17 protein-coding genes and 2 tRNA genes are annotated in these 25180 nt (G+C 63.3%); 3 read left to right on the top strand and 16 right to left on the bottom strand.

Translation table 11 applies throughout. From position 1 onward, the window contains the following. The first annotated feature begins 1 nt into the window (after window position 1). The 3 genes from AAAX34_RS04195 to AAAX34_RS04185 all read left to right on the top strand — a co-directional run bounded on the left by AAAX34_RS04195 (window position 2) and on the right by AAAX34_RS04185 (window position 3021). A complete protein-coding gene (locus tag AAAX34_RS04195; RefSeq protein WP_349110088.1) occupies window positions 2-1378 on the top strand; it encodes an FAD-dependent oxidoreductase in 1377 nt (458 codons plus the stop codon). A 4-nt stretch (window positions 1379-1382) separates the two neighbouring features. Next, window positions 1383-1781 carry a DUF1667 domain-containing protein gene (locus tag AAAX34_RS04190; RefSeq protein WP_349110086.1) on the top strand — a complete coding sequence of 133 codons (399 nt, stop codon included), beginning with the start codon at window positions 1383-1385 and terminating at the stop codon, window positions 1779-1781. A gap of 151 nt (window positions 1782-1932) precedes the next feature. After that, window positions 1933-3021 carry an aminopeptidase P family protein gene (locus AAAX34_RS04185; RefSeq protein ID WP_349110085.1) on the top strand — a complete coding sequence of 363 codons (1089 nt, stop codon included), beginning with the start codon at window positions 1933-1935 and terminating at the stop codon, window positions 3019-3021. A gap of 351 nt (window positions 3022-3372) precedes the next feature. On the opposite strand, the gene AAAX34_RS04180 is transcribed toward AAAX34_RS04185, so the two are convergent. The 16 genes from AAAX34_RS04180 to AAAX34_RS04105 all read right to left on the bottom strand — a co-directional run bounded on the left by AAAX34_RS04180 (window position 3373) and on the right by AAAX34_RS04105 (window position 25154). After that, window positions 3373-4716 (bottom strand): Mur ligase family protein, encoded by a 1344-nt coding sequence (locus tag AAAX34_RS04180; protein WP_349110084.1) that lies wholly within the window; start codon window positions 4714-4716, stop codon window positions 3373-3375. Window positions 4717-4996: 280 nt separating this feature from the next. Beyond that, window positions 4997-7693, bottom strand: coding sequence for a valine--tRNA ligase (locus tag AAAX34_RS04175; protein ID WP_349110083.1), 2697 nt, complete (start codon window positions 7691-7693; stop codon window positions 4997-4999). A gap of 285 nt (window positions 7694-7978) precedes the next feature. Beyond that, a complete protein-coding gene (gene clpX / locus AAAX34_RS04170; RefSeq protein WP_349110082.1) occupies window positions 7979-9391 on the bottom strand; it encodes an ATP-dependent Clp protease ATP-binding subunit ClpX in 1413 nt (470 codons plus the stop codon). Between the two features lies 1 nt (window position 9392). Beyond that, window positions 9393-10013, bottom strand: coding sequence for an ATP-dependent Clp protease proteolytic subunit (locus AAAX34_RS04165; protein ID WP_022095182.1), 621 nt, complete (start codon window positions 10011-10013; stop codon window positions 9393-9395). 163 nt (window positions 10014-10176) lie between these two features. Continuing rightward, entirely contained in the window at window positions 10177-11478 is a 1302-nt protein-coding gene (tig, locus tag AAAX34_RS04160; RefSeq protein WP_271755721.1) for a trigger factor, read from the bottom strand. 88 nt (window positions 11479-11566) lie between these two features. Next, a tRNA-Leu gene (locus AAAX34_RS04155) sits at window positions 11567-11650 on the bottom strand. Between the two features lie 139 nt (window positions 11651-11789). Then, window positions 11790-14621: a molybdopterin cofactor-binding domain-containing protein gene (locus AAAX34_RS04150; protein WP_349110081.1), complete on the bottom strand. Its 2832-nt coding sequence runs from the start codon at window positions 14619-14621 to the stop codon at window positions 11790-11792. Further along, on the bottom strand, window positions 14621-15523 hold the full coding sequence (locus tag AAAX34_RS04145; protein ID WP_349110079.1) for an FAD binding domain-containing protein: 903 nt from the start codon (window positions 15521-15523) through the stop codon (window positions 14621-14623). Before AAAX34_RS04145 ends, AAAX34_RS04150 begins: the two co-directional genes overlap by 1 nt. Window positions 15524-15656: 133 nt before the next feature. After that, complete coding sequence (gene gdhA, locus AAAX34_RS04140; protein WP_117790751.1) at window positions 15657-17012, bottom strand: NADP-specific glutamate dehydrogenase; 1356 nt, start codon at window positions 17010-17012, stop codon at window positions 15657-15659. Window positions 17013-17269: 257 nt separating this feature from the next. Beyond that, window positions 17270-17665: a DUF3343 domain-containing protein gene (locus AAAX34_RS04135; protein ID WP_349110077.1), complete on the bottom strand. Its 396-nt coding sequence runs from the start codon at window positions 17663-17665 to the stop codon at window positions 17270-17272. A 15-nt stretch (window positions 17666-17680) separates the two neighbouring features. Continuing rightward, on the bottom strand, window positions 17681-18313 hold the full coding sequence (locus tag AAAX34_RS04130) for a molybdenum cofactor guanylyltransferase (protein WP_349110076.1): 633 nt from the start codon (window positions 18311-18313) through the stop codon (window positions 17681-17683). Window positions 18314-18467: 154 nt separating this feature from the next. Continuing rightward, window positions 18468-18564, bottom strand: a tRNA-Sec gene (locus tag AAAX34_RS04125). Between the two features lie 36 nt (window positions 18565-18600). After that, the gene (gene selB / locus AAAX34_RS04120) at window positions 18601-20568 is read right to left on the bottom strand and encodes a selenocysteine-specific translation elongation factor (RefSeq protein ID WP_349110075.1); all 1968 of its coding nucleotides are present in this window, start codon (window positions 20566-20568) and stop codon (window positions 18601-18603) included. Then, the gene (gene selA, locus AAAX34_RS04115) at window positions 20565-22022 is read right to left on the bottom strand and encodes an L-seryl-tRNA(Sec) selenium transferase (protein ID WP_349110073.1); all 1458 of its coding nucleotides are present in this window, start codon (window positions 22020-22022) and stop codon (window positions 20565-20567) included. The genes selB and selA overlap by 4 nt, the downstream gene beginning before the upstream one ends. A gap of 52 nt (window positions 22023-22074) precedes the next feature. After that, on the bottom strand, window positions 22075-24192 hold the full coding sequence (locus AAAX34_RS04110) for a molybdopterin-dependent oxidoreductase (protein WP_349110071.1): 2118 nt from the start codon (window positions 24190-24192) through the stop codon (window positions 22075-22077). A 122-nt stretch (window positions 24193-24314) separates the two neighbouring features. Continuing rightward, window positions 24315-25154: a formate/nitrite transporter family protein gene (locus tag AAAX34_RS04105; RefSeq protein WP_349110069.1), complete on the bottom strand. Its 840-nt coding sequence runs from the start codon at window positions 25152-25154 to the stop codon at window positions 24315-24317. Between the last annotated feature and the right edge of the window lie 26 nt (window positions 25155-25180).

Here is a 25180-nt window from a genome sequence, read left to right as displayed (position 1 = left end):
GATGGCGAAATTCAAATCGAGCGCGATTGATTGCGGCGTCGTAGAAGCCGTACAGACGCAGGCCTTTGACGTGGTCGTTATCGGCGGCGGACCTGCCGGCATGGCGGCCGCGCTGGCCGCGCATAAGGCAGGCGCACGCGTGGCCATCGTGGAGCGCGAGCAGCACCTGGGCGGCATCCTCCGCCAGTGCATCCACCCCGGCTTTGGCCTGTCGCACTTTAAACAGGAGCTCACCGGTCCCGAATACGCGCAGCGCTTTATCGACCAGGTGCGCGCAACCGACATTGCGCTGTTCTTGGACAGTATGGTGCTTGGGATTGATTCGGGCGAGTGCGCGTCGGGTGTAGACGAGAGCGCAGAAGATGGCGTCACCTATACCGTCACGCTTATGAGCCCTGCCGGCATGTTGCAACTCGCCGGGCGCGCGATCGTCCTTGCCATGGGTTGCCGTGAGCGCACCCGCAGCGAGATCAAGATCCCCGGTAGTCGTCCCGCCGGCGTGTTTACGGCCGGCTTAGCGCAGCGATACATCAATATCGAAAACCTCAAGCCCGGCTCGCGCGCCGTCATTTTGGGCTCGGGCGACATCGGGCTTATCATGGCGCGCCGCTGCACGCTCGAGGGGATTTCCGTCGAGGGCGTATACGAGCTCATGCCGTACGCCAACGGTCTGCGCCGCAACGTCAAGAACTGCCTGGAAGACTTTGGAATTCCGCTGCACCTGTCCACCACCGTCACACGCGTGATCGGGCACGACCGCGTGGAGGCCGTCGAGGTAAGCCAGGTCGACGAGCACCTGGCGCCCATCGCCGGGACAGAGCGCATCGTTCCGTGCGACACGCTGCTGCTTTCGGTGGGATTGATTCCCGAAAACGAGCTTTCGGTTACCGCAGGCGTGGAGCTTGACCCGCGCACGCGCGGCGCCGTGGTGGATCAGAGCCTGCAGACGGGCGTGCCGGGCATCTTTGCCTGCGGCAACGTGCTGCACGTGCACGACCTGGCCGACAACGTAACGACCGAGTCCGAGAGGGCTGGCGCAGCTGCGGCGGCGTGGGCGTTGAACGGCGACGCCGGGGCGAGCGCTACGGGCACGGGCTGCGAGCTCACGGTCTCCCCCGCCGGTATCGCGGGATACGCGCTGCCGGGACGCATTACGGCTGTGGCACTCACCAAACTCAACTTCCGCGTGCGCCGACCGGTCGACGCCGCCCGCGTGCGCATTTTAGCAGGCGGCGAGGAACTGTTCGCAGGCAAGGTCTGTGCATTTAAGCCGAGCGTCATGGAAAGTTTCCCGTTGCCGGCAAAGGTGATTCAGCGCGCACTTGACCTGGGTGTTAACGAGATTGTCCTGTCCGTCGATCCCATTGAGGAGGCATAAGGCCATGAGCACGAATGTGACTGAGACGTTGCAGTTCAACTGCACCACTTGCCCATCCGAGTGCCTCCTGACCGTAGAGGTGGAGCGTGATGCCAATGGCTCCGTGGTAGAGGTTCGCTCCGTTACCGGCAACAGCTGCCCGCGCGGTGAGAAGTTCGCACATCAGGAGCTCACCTGTCCCATGCGTGTGCTTACCACTACCGTGGCCGTATCCGGCGGCGACGAAGCCCTGCTCCCCGTGCGCACCGCTGAAGCCATCCCGCTAGAACTCCACGCCCAAGCCATGAACTTAATCCGAGACCTAGTCGTCAACGCCCCCATCCGCATGGGCGACGTCGTGCTGGAAGACCTCCTCAACACGGGCATCAACCTAATCGCCAGCATGAACATCGACCGAGTCTAAGTAGCTAATTAGGGAAGGGGCTCTTTTAGCTACTTTTGCCGCTCGCCAGGCTGGTCATGCCAAGGAGTGTCCCGAAGTGCCGGCATAAAAGGAACGTCCCTATCTGCCGGGCTTGGGATACCATGGTGGCACCCTAGCGAAAGGATGTTTCATGGCACATGTCGATGACCGGCGCGTGGCGCGCGTGCTCGATGCGCTCGAGGCTCAGCACCCCGGCGCACAGCTGCTCGTAAACGACCCATGGTCGATCTATTACCTGACCGGCTTTTATGCCGATATGTTCGAGCGTTTTTGCGGTGTGCTGCTCGCGCGCAATGCCGAGCCAGTGATCCTGGTCAACGCGCTGCATCAGCTGCCCGAGTATGACAATGCCCGCGTCGCCTACCACACCGATACCGACGTCGTGGCCGACGCCATCGCGAGTGAGATCGACCCGACCAAACCGCTTGGCATCGATACCGTCATGCGCTCCGGCTTTTTGATGCCCCTTCTGGAGCACCATGCGGCCAGCGAGTTTTTCCTGGGCGACTTTGCCGTCACCGCCGCACGCACCTACAAGGATGCCGCCGAACAGGGGCTGATGCGCGCGTCCTCGGTCGCTAACGACGCCGTGATGGCCGACGCCATCAAGCTCGTCCACGAGGGCGTGACGGAACGCGAGATTGCCGACCAGATGCTCGGCCTGTATCGCAAGCACGGCTGCGAGGGCTTTAGCTTTCCGCCCATCGTGAGCTTTGGCGCCAACGCCGGCGACCCGCACCACGAACCCGACGACACCGTACTCAAGCGCGGCGACGTGGTGCTGTTCGACATTGGCGGGCGACGCTGCAACTACTGCTCGGACATGACGCGCACGTTCTTCTGGGGCGAGCCGGACGAGGAGACGGCGCGCATCTACGACATCGTGCGTCGCGCCAACGAGGCCGCCGAAGCGCTCATCGCACCGGGCGTGCGCATGTGCGACCTGGACCGCGCCGCACGCGACGTGATTGAAGACGCGGGCTATGGGCAGTACTTTACGCACCGCCTGGGACACTCGATTGGCCTGCAAGACCACGAGCCGGGCGACGTCTCGCTCGTCAACGAGCAGGTTGTCGAGCCGGGCATGACCTTCTCTATCGAACCGGGCATCTACCTCCCCGGCCGCACCGGCGTCCGCATCGAGGACCTTGCCCTGGTGACCGAGTCCGGCGTCGAGATCCTCAACGCCTACCCCCACGATCCGGTCCGCCTCGACTAGGCAATGCGGCAAAGGGGCTGTCCCTTTGCCGCATCCCACCAATACCGCGCCACAAAAACGGCCTATCTACTACGTTTAACCCGCATGGGTCGACCATAACTGGTTTTTCGCAAAATATGCAAGCCGTCTACCTGCGGTTTTTATTTCGCGATTCTCGGCATGGTCGAGGGTAGTCGGTATAACGTAGTAGATAGGCCCATTTCGTGGCGAGCGAGTCAACTCGGGGCACAGGGCAGCCAAAAAAGCCCCGTCCCAAATTGGCTGCTTTTGAGTTGCGGTGATATACGGACTGTTTGAGGCTTCTGGCTTGTAAAACAGTCCGTATTTCACCGCAACTGATGAGGGGATGGGTTAGCGGAGCAGACCGGCTACTTCGCCGGCTAGGGTGATGGTGCCGGCTGCTACGAAGGGCTCGCCCGCGGCCTTGAAAGCTGCAAGGGCCACGGAAACGCTGGGGTATACGCCCGCGAGCTTATCGGCATCAACGAGGGCGGCGAGCTCCTCTGCCGACAGGGCGCGATCGGAATCGGTCTGAGTCACGACCACGCGCGGGAAAGCCGGGATCAGTACGTCAACGATGCCCGCCACGTCCTTGTCGGCCAGCGCGGCGCACAGCAGCGTGGGGCGATTCTCCACGCACGGATCGATCTCGTCCAGCGCACTCACAAAGTTCTCGCAGCTCTGAGGGTTATGACAGGCGTCGATCAGCTTGAGCGGATCGGTCCCCAGCACGTCAAATCGACCCGGCGTGGGACAGCCCATAAGCGACGCATCGAGCTTGTCATGATCGAGCTCGCGACCCAGATACCCCTCGCAAAGCATAATCGCGCACGCGGCATTCTGCGGCTGATACGCCGGCTTAACCATGCTCGACGTATAGATCGCACGCGGCGTGGTGCAGCTAAACTCAACCGTGTCGCCCACATGCGCAGGCACCCTGGTCGTGGCATGGCTCACCACGAGCGGCACGATGCCGCACTCGCGACAACGCGCATCCATCACGCGCTGAACACTCGCCTCATGCGTGCCCTCACCCAGTACAACCAGGCGCCCGGGTTTAATGACCGCAGCCTTCTCCCCCGCAATGGCCTCGAGAGTGTCGCCCAAAATACGTGTGTGATCGAGTCCGATACCCGTGATGGCAACGGCGACGGGATCGGTCGCACTCGTGGCGTCCCAACGCCCGCCCATGCCAACCTCGAGCACGGCAACATCCACACGAGCCTCGGCAAACACCACAAGCGCGGCAGCCGTCAGCAGGTCAAACGGCGTGATGGTATAGGCACGCTCCCCCACCGCCACACGACGCGCATTCACGCGATGTCCCGCCTCGACAGCTGCCGAAACGCCACGGGCAAAGGCCTCGTCGCTCACAACGCGCCCGTCAACCTCCATGCGCTCGGGATAGCGCACCAGCTGCGGCGACGTATACAGCGCGGTCTTGAGCCCCTCACCACGAAGAATGGCAGCCGAAAAACGCGTAGTCGAAGTCTTGCCATTGGTACCGGCAACCTGAATGCAATCAAAGTACTCATCCGGACGCCCCAGCTCATCGAGCATATCGACAACCGTCTCGAGCAGAGGCCCAGCATCCCCAGAAATCCGCCCCGTATCAGCAGCCAGCCCAACAGCCTCATCAAACGAAAGCAACTCAAACGAGAACGGCACAGAATACGACCCAGAACGCTTAGGCATAAACCAAAGTCCCCTCAACATAAAAAGAGGCCCGTAACAAACAACGAGCCCCTCCCATTCAAAATATCAGCCAAACACCGCTTTGCAGCAGAATCAAGGCCACAACCAAGTGGCCCTTACATGCCAGGTTCAGTCAACCCCGTAACCGCTATGGGAGCGGTTTGGGGCTTTGCTCGATACAAGTTCCGCACGAGCCGAAGGCCACTTAATGTGGCCTTCGTGCGAGCAGGACTGTTCGCAGTAGCGAGCAATGCCCCAAACCGCGTCCCCCCAATTACGCCTACGAGAAGTCAGCAACCTGAGCAGTCAGCGCCGCCAGGATCTCCTTGAGCTCAGCTGCACGGTCCCTCTTCTTCTGGACCACCGCGGGCGCGGCCTTGGCCACAAAGCCCTCGTTGGCAAGCGTCTTCTCACAACCGGCGAGCTCCTTCTGGGCCGCGGCGATCTCCTTCTCCAGACGTGCCTTCTCGGCGGAAAGGTCGACCTTGCCCTCAAGCACCACAAAGACCTCAACGCCGCTGTCGACCACGGCAATGCTCGCGGCCGGCTTCTCGACGTCGGTGCCCATGACCAGCGAGGCGGTGTTGGCCAGCGGCTCGATGGTCGAGCGCAGGCTCTCGAGCTTCTCGATGTCCTCGGCACCGGCGCGTACGACCACGTCGAGCTCGGACTTGGGGCTCAAGCGATAACGCGAACGCGTGGCGCGGGCGGCGGAAACGACGGTGCGGCACAGCTCAAACGCGCGCTCGGCGGGCTCGTCGACGTACTTGGCGTAGTCGGCGGGCTCCGGCCACTTGGCGATCATGAGCGCCTCGGCACGGTCAACGTTGCCCTCGGCATCCAAGTCGAGCACGCTCGCCGGCATGTTGTCCCAAATCTCCTCGGTGACAAACGGCATAAGCGGGTGCATCAGGCGAATGGAGGTGTCGAGCACAAAGATCAGATTGCGCTGCGCCTGCAGACGACCCTCGCCCTTCAGGCGGGCCTTGGTGACCTCGACGTACCAGTCGCAGACCTCGTTCCAGAAGAACTGCTGCACACCGCGGGCCATGTCGCCAAAGGTGTAGTTCTCAATGCCCTCGGTGACCATCTTGACGGCCTTGGCCAGGCGGCTGAACATCCAGGCGTCGGCCGGCGTCTCCACGACGGGCTCGCCGGGCGTGTAGCCCTCCATGTTCATAAGCAGGAAACGGCTGGCGTTCCAGATCTTGGTCACAAACGACTTGGCCTGGTCGGTACGCGGGCTGTCGATAAGCTTCTTGGTCTTCTTGTCAATGTTCGCGTCGAACTTGACGTCCTGGTTGTTGGTGCACAGCGTGAGCAGGTTGTAGCGCATGGCGTCGGCGCCGTACATGCCAATGAGATCCATGGGGTCAACGCCGTTGCCCTTGGACTTAGACATGCGGCTGCCGTCCTTGGCAAGGATCGTCGGGTAGATAACGACGTCCTTAAACGGAACCTCGTCCAGGAAGTACAGCGAGCTCATGACCATGCGGGCAACCCACAGCGCGATAATGTCGCGCGCGGTGACGAGCGCCGTCGTGGGGTGATGGCCCTCGAGCAGCTCCGGCTTTTGCGGCCAGCCCTGCGTGGCGAAGGTCCACAGCTGCGAGCTGAACCAGGTGTCCAGCACGTTCTCGTCCTGGTGCACGTGATGGCCGCCGCACTTGGGGCACACGTCGGTGTCCTCGGTCAGGGCGTCCTCCCAGCCACAGTCCTCGCAGTAGAACACGGGAATGCGGTGGCCCCACCACAGCTGACGGCTGATGCACCAGTCCTTGAGGTTCTCCATCCAGGTGGTGTAGGTCTGCGTCCAGCGCGCGGGGTGGAAGGTGACCTTGCCGGAGTTGACGGCGTCGAGCGCCGGCCCCTTGAGCTTGTCAACGGCCACGAACCACTGCTCAGACAGCCACGGCTCAAGCGCGGCGTCGCAACGGTAGCAGTGCATGACAGAGTGATCGAGGTCCTCGACGTGATCGAGCAGGTCGTGCTCCTCGAACCACTTGATGACGGCCTCGCGGCACTCATCGCGGTTCATGCCGGTAAACTCACCATAGCCCTCGACGACCACCGCGTGCTCATCGAAGATATTGATTTGCGGCAGGTCGTGGGCCTGACCCATGGCATAGTCGTTGGGGTCGTGAGCCGGGGTGACCTTGACAAAGCCAGAGCCAAAGTTGGCGTCGACGTGGTAGTCGGAGAAGATGGGGATCTCGCGGTTAACGATCGGCAGCATGACGGTCTTGCCCACGAAGGCAGCCTTCTCGGGGTCCTTCGGAGAGACGGCGACGCCCGTGTCACCGAGCATGGTCTCGGGGCGCGTGGTGGCAACGACGATGTAGTCCTGGCCGTTAACCGGCTCGGTCAGCGGGTAGCGCAGGTGCCACAGGTGGCCCTTCTCGTCCTTATACTCGGCCTCGTCGTCGGAGATGGCGGTGGTGCAGTTGGGGCACCAGTTGACGATGCGCTTGCCGCGGTAGATCAGACCGTCGTGGTACCAGTCGCAGAAGACCTTGCGCACGGCCTGGGCGTAGTCCTCGTCCATGGTGAAGCGCTCGTTATCGAAGTCGACGGAGCAGCCCATGCGCTTGATCTGCTCGACGATGATGCCGCCGTACTCGTGGGTCCAATCCCAGCAAGCGTCGACAAATTTGTCGCGACCGATCTCCAGGCGGCTGATGCCCTCGCTCTTGAGCTTCTTGTCGACCTTGGTCTGCGTGGCGATACCGGCGTGGTCAGTGCCGAGCACCCAGCGCGTGGACTTGCCGCGCATGCGGGCCATACGGACGATGGCGTCCTGGATGGAGTCGTCGGTGGCGTGACCCATGTGGAGCTTGCCGGTCACGTTGGGAGGCGGAATGGTGACGGTGCAGTCGCCCACGCCCTCGCGGCGCTTGTAGTAGCCGCCGTCGAGCCACTTCTGCAGGATCGCCGGCTCGTTGGTCGACGGATCGTAATTCTTGGGCATCTCTTCCATATATCTCTCCCGTCCCACCGGGAAGGAATGTAGGCCCGATTTTCGCTCGGTCAGGTCCTGGGCTCGCTCGAAGACCACATTACGTGGTCTTCGGCTCGTGCGGAATCTACGAAAATCGGGCTACATTCCTCCCCTTAGGTATCGATTACTTCAGTCTGATATGACTTCGCTGAGGCTTAAACAAACAAACAGAATAACACAGGTAGTTGGGGTTATTGCGTATATATAAAATAGCCTCCGACCGCGGGTGGTCGGAGGCTATCGACAAAAACGTTTTGACAGGTTTTAGCCGTAGATGCGTTGGGGCTGTTCTTCGCCCTTTACGGAGGCTTCGGTCACGATGACCTTGGCGACGCCTTCCTCGCTGGGCAGGTCGAACATCGTTTGCTGCAGCACGTCCTCGCAGATGGAGCGCAGGCCGCGGGCGCCGGTCTTGCGGGCAAGCGCCATACGGGCGATCTCGTGCAGGGCGGCGTCCTCAAACTCAAGCTCAACGTTCTCGAGCTGGAACATCTTGCGGTACTGGCGCACCACGGCGTTCTTGGGCTCGGTCAGGATCGACACCAGGTCGTCCTCGTCGAGCGCCTGCGTCTGGGTCACGACGGGCGTACGGCCCACGAACTCGGGGATCATGCCAAAGGCGTTGAGGTCCTGCGGGAGCACCTGACGCAGCAGATCATTCTCGTCGACCGAGGTGGGGCCGGCAATCTCGGAGTTAAAACCTACGCCCTTGTTGCCCACGCGGTCGGCGATGATCTTGTCCAGGCCCACAAAGGCACCGCCGCAGATAAACAGGATGTTGGTCGTGTCGATCTGAAGCAGTTCCTGCTGGGGATGCTTACGGCCGCCGGTGGGCGGAACGCTGGCCACCGTGCCCTCAAGGATCTTAAGCAGCGCCTGCTGAACGCCCTCGCCCGAAACATCGCGGGTAATGGAGAGGTTCTCGGCTTTGCGGGCGATCTTGTCGATCTCGTCCACGTAGATAATGCCGACCTGCGCGCGCTCAATGTCGCCATCGGCGGCGTTGATGAGCTTGAGCAGGATGTTCTCCACGTCCTCGCCAACGTAACCGGCCTCGGTGAGCGCGGTGGCATCGGCAATGGCAAACGGCACCTCGAGAATGCGCGCGAGCGTCTGGGCAAGCAGGGTCTTACCGGTACCGGTGGGACCGAGCAGCAAAATATTGGACTTGGCGAGCTCCACCTCGTCTATGTCATCGTCAAACTGGGCGCCCATGCCCGAGGCCTCGTCAAGGGCGGACACCGCGGCACCGCCCTCGATCACGCGACGGTAGTGGTTGTACACGGCAACCGACATGGCGCGCTTAGCATCTTCCTGGCCCATAACATAGGCCGAAAGCTCGTCATAGATCTCGTGCGGCGTCGGCACGTGCGTGATGACCTGACGGTCGTCCTCGAGCTCAAAGCCCTCGGTCTCGGGGTCAACGGCGGGCTGGGATGCAGCCTGGCCGTGGTCGTTGAGAAAGCCCGGCAGCTTGCCGTTGCGAGCGGCGTCCATAAAGTCCGAAGCCAGCGACTCCTCAAGAATCTCGGAGCAGGCGGCGACGCACTCGTCGCAGATAAAAATGTTGGTCGGGCCCTTCACCAGGCGGCGAACCTGACCCTGCTCTTTTCCGCAGAAGGAGCAGCGGATGGGGTTGCCGTTCTCGTCGAAGCCGTCCTGCATGTTACCGGCCATCCTAGGCGTCCTTCGCGGCGAGGTCGCGCGAGGTGACAATACGGTCGATCAGGCCGTAGTCGAGGGCCTCGGCAGCCGTGAGGTAGTTGTCACGCTCGGTATCGGCCTGAACCTTCTCGATGGGCTGGCCCGAGGCGTCGGACAGGATCTGGTTGAGCTCGCGACGAGTCTTCTTGATCTCCTCGGCAACGATCTCAATCTCGGTCTGCTGACCCTGGGCACCGCCGCTGGGCTGGTGAATCATGACCTTGGAGTGCGGCAGGCAGAAGCGCTTGCCCTTGGCGCCGGCCGAAAGCAGCACGGCGGCCATAGACGCGGCCATACCGACGCAAATGGTGGAGACCTGCGGCTTGATAAAGTTCATGGTGTCCAGAATCGCCAGGCCGGAGTAGACCTCGCCACCGGGCGAATTGATGTAGAGCGAGATATCCTTCTCGGCATCCTGGCTCTCAAGATGCAGCAGCTGGGCAACGACCAGGTTGGCGCTGACGGAGTTGATCTCCTCGCCCAAGAAGATGATGCGGTCGTTGAGCAGGCGCGAATAGATATCGTAGCTGCGCTCGCCGCGCGGCGTCTGCTCGATAACGTATGGCACGAGGGCGGAATCGAACTTGGCGATCATACGCATCTCCATTTCTCTCTTGCGGACCAAATTGGTTCTAGATAAACGTACGGTGCCCGCATGCTATGCATTGGCTGGCACCGTACGAAGCAACCGGATAACCGGTGTATAACTTTACCCCATCACGGGCGCACGCATGCGCTCGCGGGCAAGGTGGCGAGAATTACTCGGCGTCCTTGGCGGTCTCGTCGACCTCGGTCACCTTGGCGTTCTCGACCAGGTGGTCGACGGCCTTGGAGCGACGGATGGACTCGCGGACGGCAGGCATGCGGCCATCGGCGATGAACTCGGCCTTGGAAGCCTCGACGTCCTTGACGCCAGCCTTCTCGAACTCGGCGTTGACGTCGTCCTCGGTGACCTCAATCTTGAGCTCACGGGCGAGGGCGTCGAGCGCCAGGGACTCGCGGGCAACGTCGTTGGCCTGCTTGTGCAGGTCGCCGATGAACTGCTCCATGGTCAGGCCGGAAGCGGGCAGCCAGGTGTCCAGGGTCATGCCGCGGGCAGCGAGGTTGGACAGGAAGTTCTGGCCAAGCTCCTCAAAGACGGACTGCTCGTAGTCGGCGTCCATCTCGTCGAGCTGCAGACGCTCGGCGAGAGCGGAGACGCAACGGTTCTCCTTCTCGGCCGGGAGGCGGGAAGCCTTGTCCTGCTCGATCTCGAGCTTGATGGCGTCGCGCATAGCGTCGATGCTGTCGAAGCCAAAGTCGGACTTGACGAGCTCGTCGGTGAGCTCGGGGGTGTTGCGGACCTTGATGCCCTTGACGGTGACCTCGACGGTGTGGGTCTCGGCCTCCTCGCCCTCCTCGACCTCGTCGGTCCAGGTGACGGTCTTAACGTCGTCAACGTTAGCGCCGATCAGGGCCTCGTTGAACTCCTTGGGGTTGCTGTCGCTACCGGCGATGAGCATGCGGCCCTCGGCGGCAAAGTTGTCGGCGTTCTCGACGGCCTTGAGGTCGACGGTAACGTAGTCCTCGGCCTCGACGGCACGACCCTCGACGTCCTCGAAGGTGGCACGGTAGTTGAGGAGCATCTCAACCTGGTTGTTGATCTCGGACTCGGTGACCTCCGCAGGAGGCATCTCGATCTCGACGGCGTCGAAGGAGGAGAGCTCAGCGGCGGGACGCAGGGAGAACTCGACGGTGTAGGTGTAGTCCTCGTGGTCCTTGGCGAGGTCGAGCTCCTTGTAGTCACCGCTCTTGGTGGGGACGATGTCCAGCTCGTTGAGGACGGCGGGCTCGTTGGCGGCGATCAGGTCGTTGGTGGCCTGAGCGAGGGTAGCCTCGGCGCCAAGAGCGGAGTCGATGACCGGACGGGGAGCCTTACCGGCGCGGAAGCCCGGGAAGCGGTACTTCTTGGCGGTATCCTTGTAGGCCTTCTTGATCGCGGCGTCGACGTCGGCGGCCGGGATGGTGACCGTAGCGGTGAGCTTGGCGTCCTTGACGTCAGAAGCGGTGATGTTCAACACGTTCCTCCTCATACTGCCCAGCTTATCTGAGGTGCTGGTACCTTTATGCAACAAAGAGTCGCGACGGCCGAAGCCGACGCAGATGCGTTGGTGCGGGCGAAAGGACTCGAACCTTCACGGGAATCCCACCAGAACCTAAATCTGGCGCGTCTACCAATTCCGCCACGCCCGCATGAGCGCACAGACTAGGAATGATAGCAGATACGAACGGCAAGCGCACGCACACCTTTTACAAGCTCACGACCTCACCACGAGTGCAAAAGGCGGGACGAGTTGCCCGCCCCGCCAATTACGACTTGTTCGCTGACCTGTTACTCCCCCAGCAGGGCCTTCTCGGGCGTGATCGGCAGCGAGCGCACCTGGTGGCCGGTGGCGTGCGCCACGGCCGAGGCCACAGCGGCGAGCGGTGTGTTGATGACTACCTCGCCGATCGACTTGGCGCCAAACGGGCCCGTCGGCTCGTAACTCGGCTCAAAGGCCACGCGGATGCTTCCGATATCCAGGCGCGTGGGCAGCTTGTAGCTCATAAAGTTGCCGGTGCGCAGGCGGCCGCGGTCGTCGTGCTCGACAATCTCGTAGAGCGCGTGACCGATGCCCTGGGCAATGCCACCCTCGGCCTGGACGCGTGCGAGCGCCTCGTTGATCACGGTGCCGCAGTCGACGGCCGCCGCGTAGTCCACCACGGTCACCTTGCCGGTGGCCTTGTCGACCTCGACCTCGGCAATGCCGGCCATAAACGGCGGAGGCGAAACGGGCAGGCAGGCAGAGGCGTGCGAGGTGAGCGCGTCGCCGCCCGCGATGTTCTTGACGCACAGGTTGGCAAAGTCGCGCAGCGTGAGGTAGCGGTTCTGTTCGCGCGCGGCACGCTCGTCGGACAGGCGCACGTACTGACCATCAAAGACCACGTCGGCGGCGTCAACATCCCACATCTGGGCGGCCTTGGCGCAGATCTTCTCGCGCAGCTCGGTAGCGGCGTTCTTGGCTGCCAGACCCGTCACGTAGGTACCGGAGCTCGCGTACGAGCCGGCGTCGAACGGCGACACGTCGGTGTCCACGCCGCGCACCACGATCAGCGAGCTCTCCACACCCAGCTCCTCGGCGGCAATCTGCGCCAGGATCGTGTCGACGCCCATGCCGTTATCGGTGGCGCCGGTGCCGATGGTAATGAAGCCGTCCTCTTCCAAGCGCATGTCGATGCCGGCGATATCCACGTTGGAGATGCCCGAGCCCTGCATGGTGAGCGCACAGCCCAGAGCACGCACACGGTCGCCCAGGTCGACGGCTAGCGGCTTGTCGCGCCAACCGATCATATCCATCGCGCGCAGAAGGCAACGGTCGAGCGCGCAGGCGTTGAGCTTCTCGTTGTAGTACTGCGGCATGATCTCGCCCTCGTGCACCATATTCTTAAGGCGCAGGTCGGCCGGGTCCATGTGCAGCATGTCGGCGAGCTCGTTGACGGCACTCTCCACGGCAAACTGGCCCTGGGTGGCACCGTAGCCGCGATACGCGCCGCCGCGGTTGGTGTTGGTGTAGACGGCGTCCCAGCTAAAGCGGCTCGCCTTCACGTGATTGTAGATGGGCAGGCTCTTGTGACCCGAAAGGCCGATCGTCGTGGTGGCATGCTCGCCATAGGCGCCGGCGTTGGACAGCGTGTGCAGGTCGATGGCCGTGATGGTGCCGTCGTTCATGGCGCCCAGCTTGACGGTCATCTGCATCTGGTGGCGCGAGTTGCCCGCGGTGATGGTCTCCTCGCGAGTGTAGCAGCAGTAGCTCGGACGGCCGGTCTGCTGGGTAACGAATGCCACGAAGATCTCGCAGCAGCCCGTCTGCTTGGAGCCAAAGCCGCCGCCAATGCGCGGCTTAATGACTTGCACCTGCGACTGCGGAATGTCGAGCGACTGCGCGACCATGCGGCGCACGTGGAAGGGCACCTGCGTGGAGGTGGTCACCGAGATACGCCCAAACGCGTCGGTCGTCGCGAAGGCTCGGAAGGTCTCCATGGGCGCGGTCTGCGTGGCCTGGCTGGTGTAGGTACGGGTGAAGACGATGTCGCTCTGGGCAAAGGCCTCGTCCAAGTCGCCAAAGTCGCTGGTACCGCTGCATACCAAGTTGCGCGGGACGTCGCCGCCCTGCGGGAACATAAAGGTCACGTCGCCCTCGGGGTGGACTACGATGTCGTTATCGAGTGCCTGGGTAAAGTCGAGCAGGGGCTCGAGCACCTCGTAGTCGACCTTAATGAGCTTGAGCGCCTTGTCGGCGGCCTCCTCGGTCTCGGCGGCGACGATCGCCACCTCCTCGTTTTGGTAGCGTACGAGGTTCTCGAGGATCAGGCGGTCGTAAGGACTCGGCTGCGGATAGCTCTGGCCGGCGATGGTAAAGCGGCGCTTGGGCACGTCCTCGTAGGTATAGACGCCCACCACGCCGGGCACCTTCAGGGCGCGCGACGTATCGATGGAGCGAATCTTGGCGCGCGCATACGGGCTGCGCTTGAGCTTAACGATGAGCGCGCCGGCGGGCACCATGTCGCCCGTGTAGACGGGACGACCCTCGAGCAGCGCCTTCGAGTCCTTCTTGGGCTGCTTGTGGGTGATCTGCTTGTACGAGACGCCGTCGCAGCTGGTGTCGTTGACCGGCAGCTCGGGCATCTCAAAGCCCACCTGCACGCCGGACTCGTTAAGGAAGCGCACGATAGCGCGCAGCTGGCTCTCGTAGCCGCTGCAACGGCAGAGGTTGCCGGCCAGCTGGCGCGAGAGCTCCTCGCGCGTAGCGACGAGGCTCGGATCCTCCTTGGCGGCGCGGGCAAGCGCCAGCACGTTCATGATAAGGCCGGGGGCGCAAAAACCGCACTGCTCGGCACCTTCGGCAGCCATCGCGCGGGCGAGTGCCTCGGACTCGGCTTTGAGGCCCTCGAGCGTGGTGACGGAGCGGCCCTCGACGCGCGCGGCGGGAACCGAGCAGCTCAGCACCGGGTCGCCGTCGAGCCACACCGTGCACAGACCACAGTTGGTGGTTTCGCAGGCGCAGCGCACCGACGCGCAACCCTGCTCACGCAAAAGCGAAAAGAGCATGGTGTCGGGGGCAATCTGAACCTTGACCTTGCGGCCGTTGAGCGTAAAGGAAAGATCGATGAGTTTGGCAGCCATTAGCGCACCTCGCTAGAATCGACGCCGGGCACGCGGCGGCAGGAATACTCGTCCGTGGCAAACTTAGGCACTTGCACGGTCTCGAGCTCGCGGGCAAGCGCAGCCGAAAGCTCGATGCCGGCGGCGCGGCGCACGGCCTGAATCGCCAGCGGCGCCGAGATGCGGCGGCGGTAGTCAGCCGAGCCCCACAGGTTAGTGCCGTAGCTCAGGGCACGCACGGATGCGGCAAGGGCACGCAGCTCATCCTCGGAAGGCTGCTCGTTCACCAAGCCGCATGCCTCGCCCTGCAGCAGGGTCGCGCGCAGCGGACGGGCACCCACAGTGACATGCCAGCTGTTGTCCCACCAGGCGGCGGTGACATTGAGCGAGGGGAAGTCGGTCGCGGCCTTGCGCACGGCCTCATAGCTCGCGCGGTAGTCGTGCTTAACGACCACGACGCGCTCGATCACGTCGCGCACGTAGCCCATGTCAACGAACTCGGCGAGCGGCACGCGGCCGGCACCCGTCAGCTCAACATACGAATCGAGCGCCAGGAACGCAGAGAGAACGTCCGAGAAGCCAAAGCGGCCGTAGATGCTGCCGCCCACCGTGGCGGTATTGCGCAGCTGCACGCCCACGATGTCGTGGACGGCGAACTCAAAGACATTGTTGACAAGCGCGTTGAGCCCGACATGGCGCTCGAGCTGGCGCAGGGTGCACATGGCACCGATGCGAAACTCGGTCTCGGTCTCCTCGATCTGATCGAGTCCGCAGGCCGAAAGGTCAATCGCCGTCGCCACACGACGCGAACCCAGACGCATCCAGATGCCGCCGCCCACAATCTTGTTGTTGCGGTTCTTCTGCAAGAGCTCATAGGCTTCGGCCGCGTTCCCAACACGGACGTAGGTACCGAACTTGAGCACGTTCTCCCCCATCTCTCCACTTGTCCAGTACGTTTAAGTGTACCAAACGAGGGGGCGCCGCCATCGTCACCATAGAAAAAGGCTCCCAGCCGGATAGCTGGGAGCCTCATCACATGCTATGTCGAGCGAAGATTTAGCAGACGCCCTGGGCGAGCATGGCGTCGGCAACCTTCAGGAAGCCGGCGATGTTGGCGCCCATGACAAAGTTGCCCTCCTGGCCATACTCCTTGGCGGTGTCGTCCACGTTGTGGAACATGCCGCGCATGAGCTGCTCGAGCTTGCCGTCGACCTCCTCGAAGGTCCAGGACAGGTGCTCGGCGTTCTGGCTCATCTCCAGGCCGGACACGAGCACGCCGCCGGCGTTAGCAGCCTTACCGGGCATGAAGGCGACGCCGTTCTCCTGGAAGTAGGTCGTGGCCTCGATGGTCGTGGGCATGTTCGCACCCTCGCCGACCACCTTGCAGCCGTTGGCGACGAGCGCCTGGGCGTCCTCGAGCAGCAGCGTGTTCTCGCGAGCGCAGGGCAGCGCGATGTCGCAGGGCAGCTGCCAAACGCCGCGGCCGTCGCCCTCGTGCCACACGGCGTTGGGCTTCTCGTCAACGTACATGGCGAGCGTGACGCCCTTGTCGTGGCCGGAGCGCTTCTTGTTGTAGACATGCTCGAGCACGGTGTAGTCGATGCCGTCGGGATCCTCGACCCAGCCGTGGGTATCGGAGCAGGCCAGCACCTTGCCGCCGAGCTGGGCGACCTTCTGGACGGCGTAGATGGCGACGTTACCGGAGCCATGAACGACGACGTTCTTGCCCTCGAAGGAGTCGCCGCGGCTCTTGAGGTACTCGTCCACAAAGTAAACCAGACCGTAACCGGTGGCCTCGGTACGGGCAAGCGAGCCGCCAAAGGAGAGGCCCTTGCCGGTAAGGACGCCGGTCCACTCGTTGGTCAGGCGCTTGTACTGACCGAACAGGTAGGCAACCTCGCGGCCGCCAACGCCCAGGTCGCCGGCGGGAACGTCGGTGTTGGGGCCGATGTGGCGATAGAGCTCGGTCATGAAGGACTGGCAGAAGTGCATGATCTCGTTGTTGGACTTGCCCTTGGGGTCAAAGTCGGAACCGCCCTTGCCGCCGCCCATGGGAAGGGTGGTCAGGCTGTTCTTGAGGATCTGCTCCAGGCCCAGGAACTTGAGCATGCCCAAGGTGACCGTCGGGTTAAAGCGCAGGCCGCCCTTGTAGGGTCCAATGGCAGAGTTGAACTCGACGCGGTAGCCGCGGTTGACCTGGACCTTGCCCTGGTCGTCGACCCAGGGGACACGGAACATGACGATGCGCTCGGGCTCGACGAGGCGCTCAAGCAAGGCGGCCTCCTCGTACTCGGGATGGGCGTCGAGCGCCGGCTGGATGGTGCCGAGGATCTCGGTCGCGGCCTGGATGAACTCAGGCTGCTCGGGATAGCGGGCCTTGAGCTCTTCGAGAACTTTCTGCGTGTAGCTCATGCTTCCTCCAATGATGGGAAACGAAAAGTGTCGGTCGCGGCACCCCATGCGCCGCGAGCTTTATCGTGTATGGATAATATCGCACTGTTGCGGGAAAGTTTCGCATAAGCCGACGAGCAGATGTTTCGTTTTGATTACGATGCAGGTAGAGGCGTTTTTGTGTGCCTGACATGCAAAACCCGTGTTTCAAACCTGTTTCGTCCACGTGTTCCAAACCACCACATTGGGGACAGGCACCTTTGTGGTGGTGCCGGTGGCTAGAGGACGAGCTGATGGTAGTCGGCGGGGGTTATGCGGCCTTCGGTGGCAGCGCGGAAGGCGGCGAGCGCATCGCCCGAGAACGGCATGGCCCAGCACAGACCGCAACCTGCGGTAATTGAGCCGGGCAAAGGCATAATGCGCCCGGGCACGCCGGCATCCAGGCACAGCTGCTCGCATTCCATCACATCGAAGGTACTGTCAAACGACACGATAATCTTGCGCTCGCGGTCGAGGGCATCACCGGATGGGCCTTCGCGGTGTGCCTCACGATACGCCGCGGCGGCCGCTTCCTCTTCCGCAGTATGTCCACAGCCACCGCAGCCGCAGGTACAGGGCTCGGAACCATCGCAAGTGCAAGGCTCTCCCGTGTCGGGGCAAATATCGTGAGACATGACAACTCCAATCGTCTAGGCGAGTAACTCGGCCGCCGCAAACTCCTCGGGCGTATTGACGTTCTCGAAGCAGAGCGTCGAGCCCGCGGACTTAACGATCTGCGGCTCATCCATATAACCAGCCTGAACGCGATTGATCAGGCAGCGAATGCGCTGGCGGTCGCAGGCGAGCAGCTCTTGGGCAACCGGTGCACACGCGTCACGGCGCCAGACGGCGCAAAGCGGCTCAATCCCCCGCTCCTCGCGCGGCACGCACGCGTCGAGCGCCTCGGCGTCAACACGATCGGCAAGCGCGCCGATCAGTTCTGGTGAGACGAACGGCATATCGCAGGCGACGATGGCCACGAGCGGCAATCGGGCCGCGGCCAACGAGCTCGCGATGCCGCGCATGGCGCCCGCCGACCCTTCAAGGTCCGCCACCACACGCGGCACCAAACCGCCAAACGCGCAATCCTCAAGGTAGGCAAGCTCGCTGGGACGCGAAGTCGTCACGACCAACTCGCCGGCAACTGGCGCCAGCCGGCCCAGCACGCGCTCGATCAAGGGCTCGCCGCAAAACGACATGCGCGCCTTATCGCAGCCCATGCGCGAGGACAGCCCACCCGCCTGGACGACACAAGAAAGATCGGCACGTCTTACGGTAGTCATACGGCAAAACACCTCCATCGGCACGTTCATAATCCAGAGCACGGGGCAAATACCGCAGGCGACAAGACAGACGACACGGCGGACCCGCGCAAAAACAAAACAGCGCCTTTGCGGCACGCAGCAAGACCGCGAGCACAAAAGCGCTGGTAGCGTATGGCGGGAACGTATGTGAATCGAACACATCCAAGACGTTTTGCACGCCTCGCAACGGTTTTGAGGACCGCGGAGCCCACCGGAGCCCATCCGTTCCCAAGTGCGGCGGTATTTTACCAAACCGAGCAGTCGATCTAGCGTAGGGACCTCAGGCCGCCGGCTTCCTTGTCGAGCACCGTAAAGCGCACGGCATCTAGGTGCTCCAAGATGCTGATGGCGCGTTTGCGCGACACGCCCAGGGCCTCGCGCAGCACGCTCGTGGTGGCAGCGCCGCCGGCTGCTTCAATGGCAGCGGCGACAAGCTCACGCGCATGGGACTCGGCAGCGACGGACAGAGCCACATCACGCTCGACCTTGACGATCGAGCGGTTGAGCGAAAGCTCGCGCAGGGCACGCGTCATGGTGTCGCAATCGAGCTGCAACTGCTCGCCCACCTCGGGAAGCGCCGGTGCATCCAGGCCGGTCTCGTCAAGCAGCGCGACGATGCGCTCGCAAGCCTCTCGCACCACGCGTGCCGCCGCGGCGGCCGAATGCGGATCGAATACCTCGGCGCCCTCGGCGGCGCACACGCAACGCGAGCAGCCCTCGGCAATCAAGGCCGCGGCAACGGCATCGTCGGCAGCAGGCCAGGCAGCATGGGCAACAGCGCCGGGCGTAAAGCCCGTCTCCTTGGGAGCCGCCGCATGCATGGCCGACAAGGTCGCCGCCAGGGCATCCATCGCGGCGTCGAGCACCCCGGTGTCCGCCAAGAGGTCCGCATCACCCACGGCAAGCTTGCAAACGGAGCCCTGCGCCACCAACCCGCGCAGTGCGGCATCGGCCTCGCCGACACCAAGATCCAAAGCCTCGGCAACATCAACCGCCGTAACCGGCAGCGTCTGCAACGCCAGCCAAGCGCCCACACCGCCCGCGATATCGCCGGACTCGATCGCCGCATACAGCGCACGCTCTCCTTCGGCAAGCTCGCGCGAGCGACGGCAGCGCGAAAGCAGCACACGCCCGCCGCCAATAAGCATCACGGGCGAATAGGACAGCACCACGGCATGGTCCCCAGCACGCAGCGGCAGCGAGTTTTCCAAGCGCACCTGAACAATACGGGTCTCGCCCACCGCCATGGGAGCCTCGCCCTCCATGAACATGATGCGACCGACAACCTCGGCTGTACCCGCCATCACGTGCACACGCGCACCCGACTCGAGCACACGCGGCTTGGCGCCCTCGCGACCCAAATACGTAAACGCCATCATAAATCGCATCGTCTGGCCAAAGCGGCCCGCCACGCCGAGCATCTCACCGCGATCGAGCGCGGCGACGGCATCGCCCACCAAGTTGAGCGCCACACGCTGACCGGGCAACGCCCGCGGCGTATCGCCATGCACCTGAATCCCACGCACGCGACAGGCCGTACGCGACGGCAGGGCGACGAGTTCGTCGCCCACCGCAACCGGCGCATCGTGCAACGTTCCCGTCACGACAGTACCGACGCCCTTGATCGTAAAGCAGCGGTCAATCGGCAGACGCGGCGCGGCATCGGTGAGCTCGGCACGGGCACGGCAGGCATCCCAGCAAGCGGCAACCTGCTCGTCGAGCGTAGCCAGCAGGCCATCGATCCCCTCGCCGGTCTTGGACGACACGGGCACGATCGGCGCGCCTGCAAACACGGTACCTGACAAAAAGTCATCGACATCGAGCTCGGCAAGCTCGGTCATCTCGGCATCGGCCAGGTCACACATCGTCAGCGCCACCACCATATGCGTGACACCCAGCAGCTCCAGCACGTGCACGTGCTCGCGGGTCTGCGGCATCACGCCCTCGACGGCCGAAACCACCAGCACGGCCACGTCGATGCCCGTGGCGCCCTGCACCATGGCGCGCAAGTAATGCGCGTGGCCCGGCACGTCGACCAGGCCAACGATCTTGCCACTCGGCAGCGCCAGCTCGCCAAAGCCCAGCTCCACGGTCATACCGCGACGGCGCTCAACCTCCAGACGATCGGGATTCTTGCCAGTCAGCGCCTCGATCAGTGCCGACTTACCGTGGTCGACGTGGCCCGCTGTGCCAACGATAACGGGACACTCCACCAGCGCTTGAACCTCACTCATCGAGCAATCGCCTTCTTAACGCACGCTACGAGCGTCGATGCCGCCGTCTCGATATCGCGGTCACCCACGAGCGTGCGCACGTCAAACAAAATGCGATCGTGCGAGGTTCGCGTGACAACCGGCGTGTCGAAGTCCTGGACAAGCGAGCGCTTGAGCGCATCGACCGTCAGGTGCGCGTCAACAAGACGCACGGCAACGCACATCGTGGGTAGCTCGACGGTAGGAAGCGAGCCACCGCCGGGGGTTGACGATTCCTCGACGATCTCCACCTGAACGGCGCACGGGCAACCGGCCTTGTCGAGCCCGGCGACCATACGATCGCGCAGCTTGCGGGCACGTCGCTCCAAATGGGCCTGCGGAAGCGTAAGCATGCTGAGCACCGGCACCTCGCGATGGGCAACATCGGCGCCGTCCATGTAGATACGCAGCGTGGCCTCGAGCGCCGACAGAGCCAGTTTGCCCGGGCGCAGGGCACGCATAAGCGGATGCGACCCGCAGGCCTGGACCAGATCGCGATGGCCCATGATAATGCCCGCCTGCGCGGCACCCAGCAGCTTATCACCCGAGCACGACACCAGATCGAGCCCTGCCGAAACCGAAGCCGGCGTGGGCTCCTCACCGCCGCGCACCAGGATGTCGTCGGGCAGAAGAGCGCCCGAGCCCTGGTCCTCGTAGAACAGCAGGCCATGCTTGTGGGCCAAGGTGGCAAGCTCCCGAGAACCTACCTCCTCGTGGAAACCTTCGATACGATAGTTGGAGGGATGGACCTTAAGGATCATCGCCGTATCGGGCGTGATGGCGCGCTCGTAGTCGCTCAAATGCGTGCGGTTGGTGGCTCCGACCTCGACGAGCTTGGCGCCCGAAGCCGCCATGACATCGGGGATACGGAAGCTGCCGCCGATCTCGACAAGCTCGCCGCGGCTGACGATAACCTCTTTGCCCGCAGCGTGAGTCGCCAGCACCAGCAGCACCGCGGCGGCGTTGTTGTTGACCACAAGCGCGTCCTCGGCACCGGTGAGAGAGCGAATCAGCTGCGCGGCGTGCTCCTTGCGCGACCCGCGCGAGCAGGTGTCCACACTGTACTCGAGCGTACTGTAGCCGCGCGCGACCTCGGCCACGGCCTTTGCCGCCGACTCCGCGAGCGGGGCTCGACCCAGGTTAGTATGGATGACCACGCCCGTAGCGTTGACGGCAGGGCGCAGGCTCGGCAGCGCGGAGCGGTGCGCACGCCACTCGATGGCCGAGGCCAGCTCGCGCTTGGAGCGCGGGGCGGCGCCGGCGCGAATGGCGGCGCGCTCCTCGTCGAGCACGGCCGTGACGGCGGCATGGACTACCGCGTCGCAGGTCTCCCCCGCCGCCTTCACCACCGGCCACTCGGCGAGCAACTCGTTAACGGAAGGAAGGGCGCGCAAGCGGGCGCGTACCTCATCGGACATGTTCTGGCTATCGCTCATGTGCGGCCTTTCAAAAGAAACGCGGATCAGTCGAATACATCAGCTGAGTCAATTACTCGTTATTATCCTCGCGCGCCGCGATCTTTTCCACGCGAACGGCGTTTTCCTGGGTGAGCGCGGCGCCCGTCAACGGGTCCCAACGCAGTGGCGTATGGTCGAGCGGGCCCACGCCCAAGGCTTGAGCGCCACCGGCATCGGCGCCAAACGAACGCCCGCCGGGGGCGGCCGACGTAAAGATGCACGCCGGATGCAGATACGGCGTCGTCTCCACGCGCACGCGGTCGCGGCCCATATCGCTCACGAGTTCGACGATCTCGCCGTCGGCAATACCCATGCGAGCGGCGGCATCGGCATTCATCTGCACGGCATCCAGGTCCGATCCAGCCTCGGCGGCACCTTGGGCCGCAAGCCTGCGCGAGGTGTGCGACTCAAAGGGACGGTTGCCGCTAATGAGGCGAAACATCCCCGGACCGGGCTCCACCATGGGCGCGATCCAACCGGGAACGCGGCCCAGACCGGCTCGCTCCCATACGTCGCTTGCCAGCGCAATCTTGCCGCCGGCAAGCGGAATCACCGGCTCACCCGTACGCGACGCCAGCGCCACGCCCGTATCGGCCCAACCGCGCTCCTTGAGTTCGGCAAGATCAATCCCAAAAGGCGCCACCTGGGCAGCCGCCAGATCGTCAGACGTAAACTGGAAGTACTCGCCCACACCACACGCCTGTGCCAGACCAGCAAAGATCTCCCGACCGGGACGCGTGTCGTCATGCTGCACGGGCAGCACGGCGTTGCGGTAGAACACGCACGAATCATTGGCACCCACGACTGTGCCCACACCGCGGTCGGCCTCCAGATACGTCACATCGGGCAGCACGAAGTCGGAAGCATGCGCCGTCTCGGACCAGCGAATATCAATCGTCACGAGCAAGTCGAGCTGCTGCAAAATACCCAACCAAGCCTGCGCATTGCCATAGCCCGCACCGGGGTTACTGGCATAGACGATAAGTCCACGCAAATCGCCGGCAAGAATCGACTGACCGATGGTCGTGCACAGACCGCGCACCGGATCGACCAGTGGATAGCGCTCGGACCCCAACTTGGGCTCACGTGGCATCGACGGCGTCGCGAAACGTGCAGGGTCCAAATCGCCCAACGCAAGAGGCGTGGGCGGGTTGAGGGCACCGCCCGCGTGTCCGATGCAGCCCAGCAGCACATCGACCAGACAAATCGCGCGCGCGGTCTGGGTGCTATTGGCATACGCGATGCCAATGCCGCCATGAAAACCGGCGTCCACCACGGCAGCAGGCGCGGCGGCAGCTAGATCGCGCGCCGTGGCGGCGATCTCTGCGGCCGGCACGTCGCACATCGACTCGGCCCACTCAGGCGTCCAAGCACGGGCCGCCTGCGCCAGCTCGTCAAAACCCGTGGTGTAGCGGGCAACGAACTCGTGGTCGTACAGGCCCTCGGCAATGAGCACATGTGCAATGCCCAGCAGCAAGGCCAGGTCACAGCCCGGGCGCACGCGCAGCCAGCGGTCGGCAAGCGCAGCCGAGCCACTGCGCCGGGGGTCGACCACGATAATCTTCGCCCCGCGCCGGCGCGCATCGTTGAGTGCATCAACGGCCCCATTCGTCGACGAATCGACAATGGAACGCCCCAGATACATAATGCAATCGGTATGCGCCAGGTCGGAGGCGGGGCTATAACCCAAGCTATGCTCCCAACCAGTGAGACGGCTTACCTCGCAGGCGCCATCGGCACCGTACACGTTGGGCGAACCCAGCGCATGCATAAGACGATAGCCCCAGTAGCGGTCGAACGAGGGCACGCCGAGCGTCATACCCAGCGCACGAGCGCCATGTTCGTCAACAATCCCCCCAAGGCGCGCAGCGATCTGCGCAAACGCCTCGTCCCACGAAATCGCATCGAACCCCGAGCCATCAGCTCGCCGACGCATGGGATGCACGATGCGGTCGCGCTCGTCAAACGGCATTGCCAGGCGATGGCGCCCGCGGGCGCACAGGGCACGCGCCGCGCACGGATGCCCCGGCACCGGCAACTCAGCCACCACGCGACCGTCCTCAACGCGTGCCGCAAAGGCGCAATCGGCATAGCATCCCCCGCATGTGGTCACCACGGCGCGACCGTCACGCTTCACAGCAGATGCCATCTCGATTACCCCTTTCATCAGTCAAACACAACAGGCAAAAAGCTCGGCAACGAGCCCCAGACCCAAAAAGCCTCCCGCACGGCAACGCCCCGCGGGAGGCCCAACGTCAAACAGACGGCACCTTACGCCTCGGACTTCTTGGCATAGATAAACCAGTAGCCGAGCGCGACCAGAACCGCGCCGCCCACGATGTTGCCCAGCGTGGCGGCGGACAGGTTAAACGCAATGCCCGCGGCGTTGAGCGCATCGGCGCCGGCGACGTCGGCACCATAGCCGCACTCGTGCATCACGGCACCCATGGGCAAAAAGTACATGTTGGCAACGCAGTGCTCAAAACCGCAGGCCACAAAGGCGGCGATGGGCAGCAGAATGCCCACGACCTTATCGACCACGGTCTTGCCGGCGGTACCGATCCACACGGCCAGGCACACAAAGATGTTGCACAGGATGCCGCGGAAGAAGATCGTCACCCAGTCGATCGTCACCTTGCCGGCGGCAACGCTCACCATGGAGTTGGCGACCGCCTCGCCGTTGAGTTTATAGATGCCGGCCATGTACACCAAAAAGACGATGAACAGAGCGCCGACAAAATTGCCAACCCACACGACGACCCATGCCTTGAGCATCTGAGCCAGGGTGATCTTTTTGCTCTTGAGCGCGCAGACCATAAGCGAATTGCCGGTAAACAGCTCGGCGCCGCACACCAGTACCAGCACCAGGCCCAGGCAAAAGCACAGGCCGCCCACGACGCGTTGGGCACCCCAGCCCAGCGTGCTATCGCTCAAAAACACCGTAAAGAACAGGCCGCCGAAGGCGATGAACGCACCGGCGAACATTGCCAACAGAAAGGCCTTAGCGACCGGCAGGTTAGCCTTGGTCACGCCGGCGACCTCGGTCTTGGCCTCGATCGCGGCGGGCGCCAGGCAATCGGGAGCGGGATACTCCACCTTGGAATCTGCCATGTCAATCACTTCTTTCCTAACAAAAT

This window comes from Collinsella sp. CLA-ER-H4 (genome assembly GCF_040092395.1).
In the GTDB taxonomy this organism is placed as follows: Bacteria; Actinomycetota; Coriobacteriia; order Coriobacteriales; family Coriobacteriaceae; genus Collinsella.
Note: the sequence above shows the minus strand (reverse complement) of the source record. Positions and strands in the feature narration are given on the sequence as shown.

Bases quoted from the DNA above. Each gene is read 5' to 3' on its own strand.
- gdhA (WP_117790751.1), bottom strand. From the start codon at position 17,012: ATGAGCTACACGCAGAAAGTTCTCGAAGAGCTCAAGGCCCGCTATCCC.
- clpX (WP_349110082.1), bottom strand. From the start codon at position 9,391: ATGGCCGGTAACATGCAGGACGGCTTCGACGAGAACGGCAACCCCATC.
- AAAX34_RS04135 (WP_349110077.1), bottom strand. From the start codon at position 17,665: ATGTCTCACGATATTTGCCCCGACACGGGAGAGCCTTGCACTTGCGAT.
- AAAX34_RS04195 (WP_349110088.1), top strand. From the start codon at position 2: ATGGCGAAATTCAAATCGAGCGCGATTGATTGCGGCGTCGTAGAAGCC.
- selA (WP_349110073.1), bottom strand. From the start codon at position 22,022: ATGAGCGATAGCCAGAACATGTCCGATGAGGTACGCGCCCGCTTGCGC.
- AAAX34_RS04165 (WP_022095182.1), bottom strand. From the start codon at position 10,013: ATGATCGCCAAGTTCGATTCCGCCCTCGTGCCATACGTTATCGAGCAG.
- AAAX34_RS04190 (WP_349110086.1), top strand. From the start codon at position 1,383: ATGAGCACGAATGTGACTGAGACGTTGCAGTTCAACTGCACCACTTGC.
- AAAX34_RS04130 (WP_349110076.1), bottom strand. From the start codon at position 18,313: ATGACTACCGTAAGACGTGCCGATCTTTCTTGTGTCGTCCAGGCGGGT.
- AAAX34_RS04175 (WP_349110083.1), bottom strand. From the start codon at position 7,693: ATGGAAGAGATGCCCAAGAATTACGATCCGTCGACCAACGAGCCGGCG.
- AAAX34_RS04180 (WP_349110084.1), bottom strand. From the start codon at position 4,716: ATGCCTAAGCGTTCTGGGTCGTATTCTGTGCCGTTCTCGTTTGAGTTG.
- AAAX34_RS04150 (WP_349110081.1), bottom strand. From the start codon at position 14,621: ATGGCTGCCAAACTCATCGATCTTTCCTTTACGCTCAACGGCCGCAAG.
- AAAX34_RS04185 (WP_349110085.1), top strand. From the start codon at position 1,933: ATGGCACATGTCGATGACCGGCGCGTGGCGCGCGTGCTCGATGCGCTC.
- selB (WP_349110075.1), bottom strand. From the start codon at position 20,568: ATGAGTGAGGTTCAAGCGCTGGTGGAGTGTCCCGTTATCGTTGGCACA.
- AAAX34_RS04105 (WP_349110069.1), bottom strand. From the start codon at position 25,154: ATGGCAGATTCCAAGGTGGAGTATCCCGCTCCCGATTGCCTGGCGCCC.
- AAAX34_RS04110 (WP_349110071.1), bottom strand. From the start codon at position 24,192: ATGGCATCTGCTGTGAAGCGTGACGGTCGCGCCGTGGTGACCACATGC.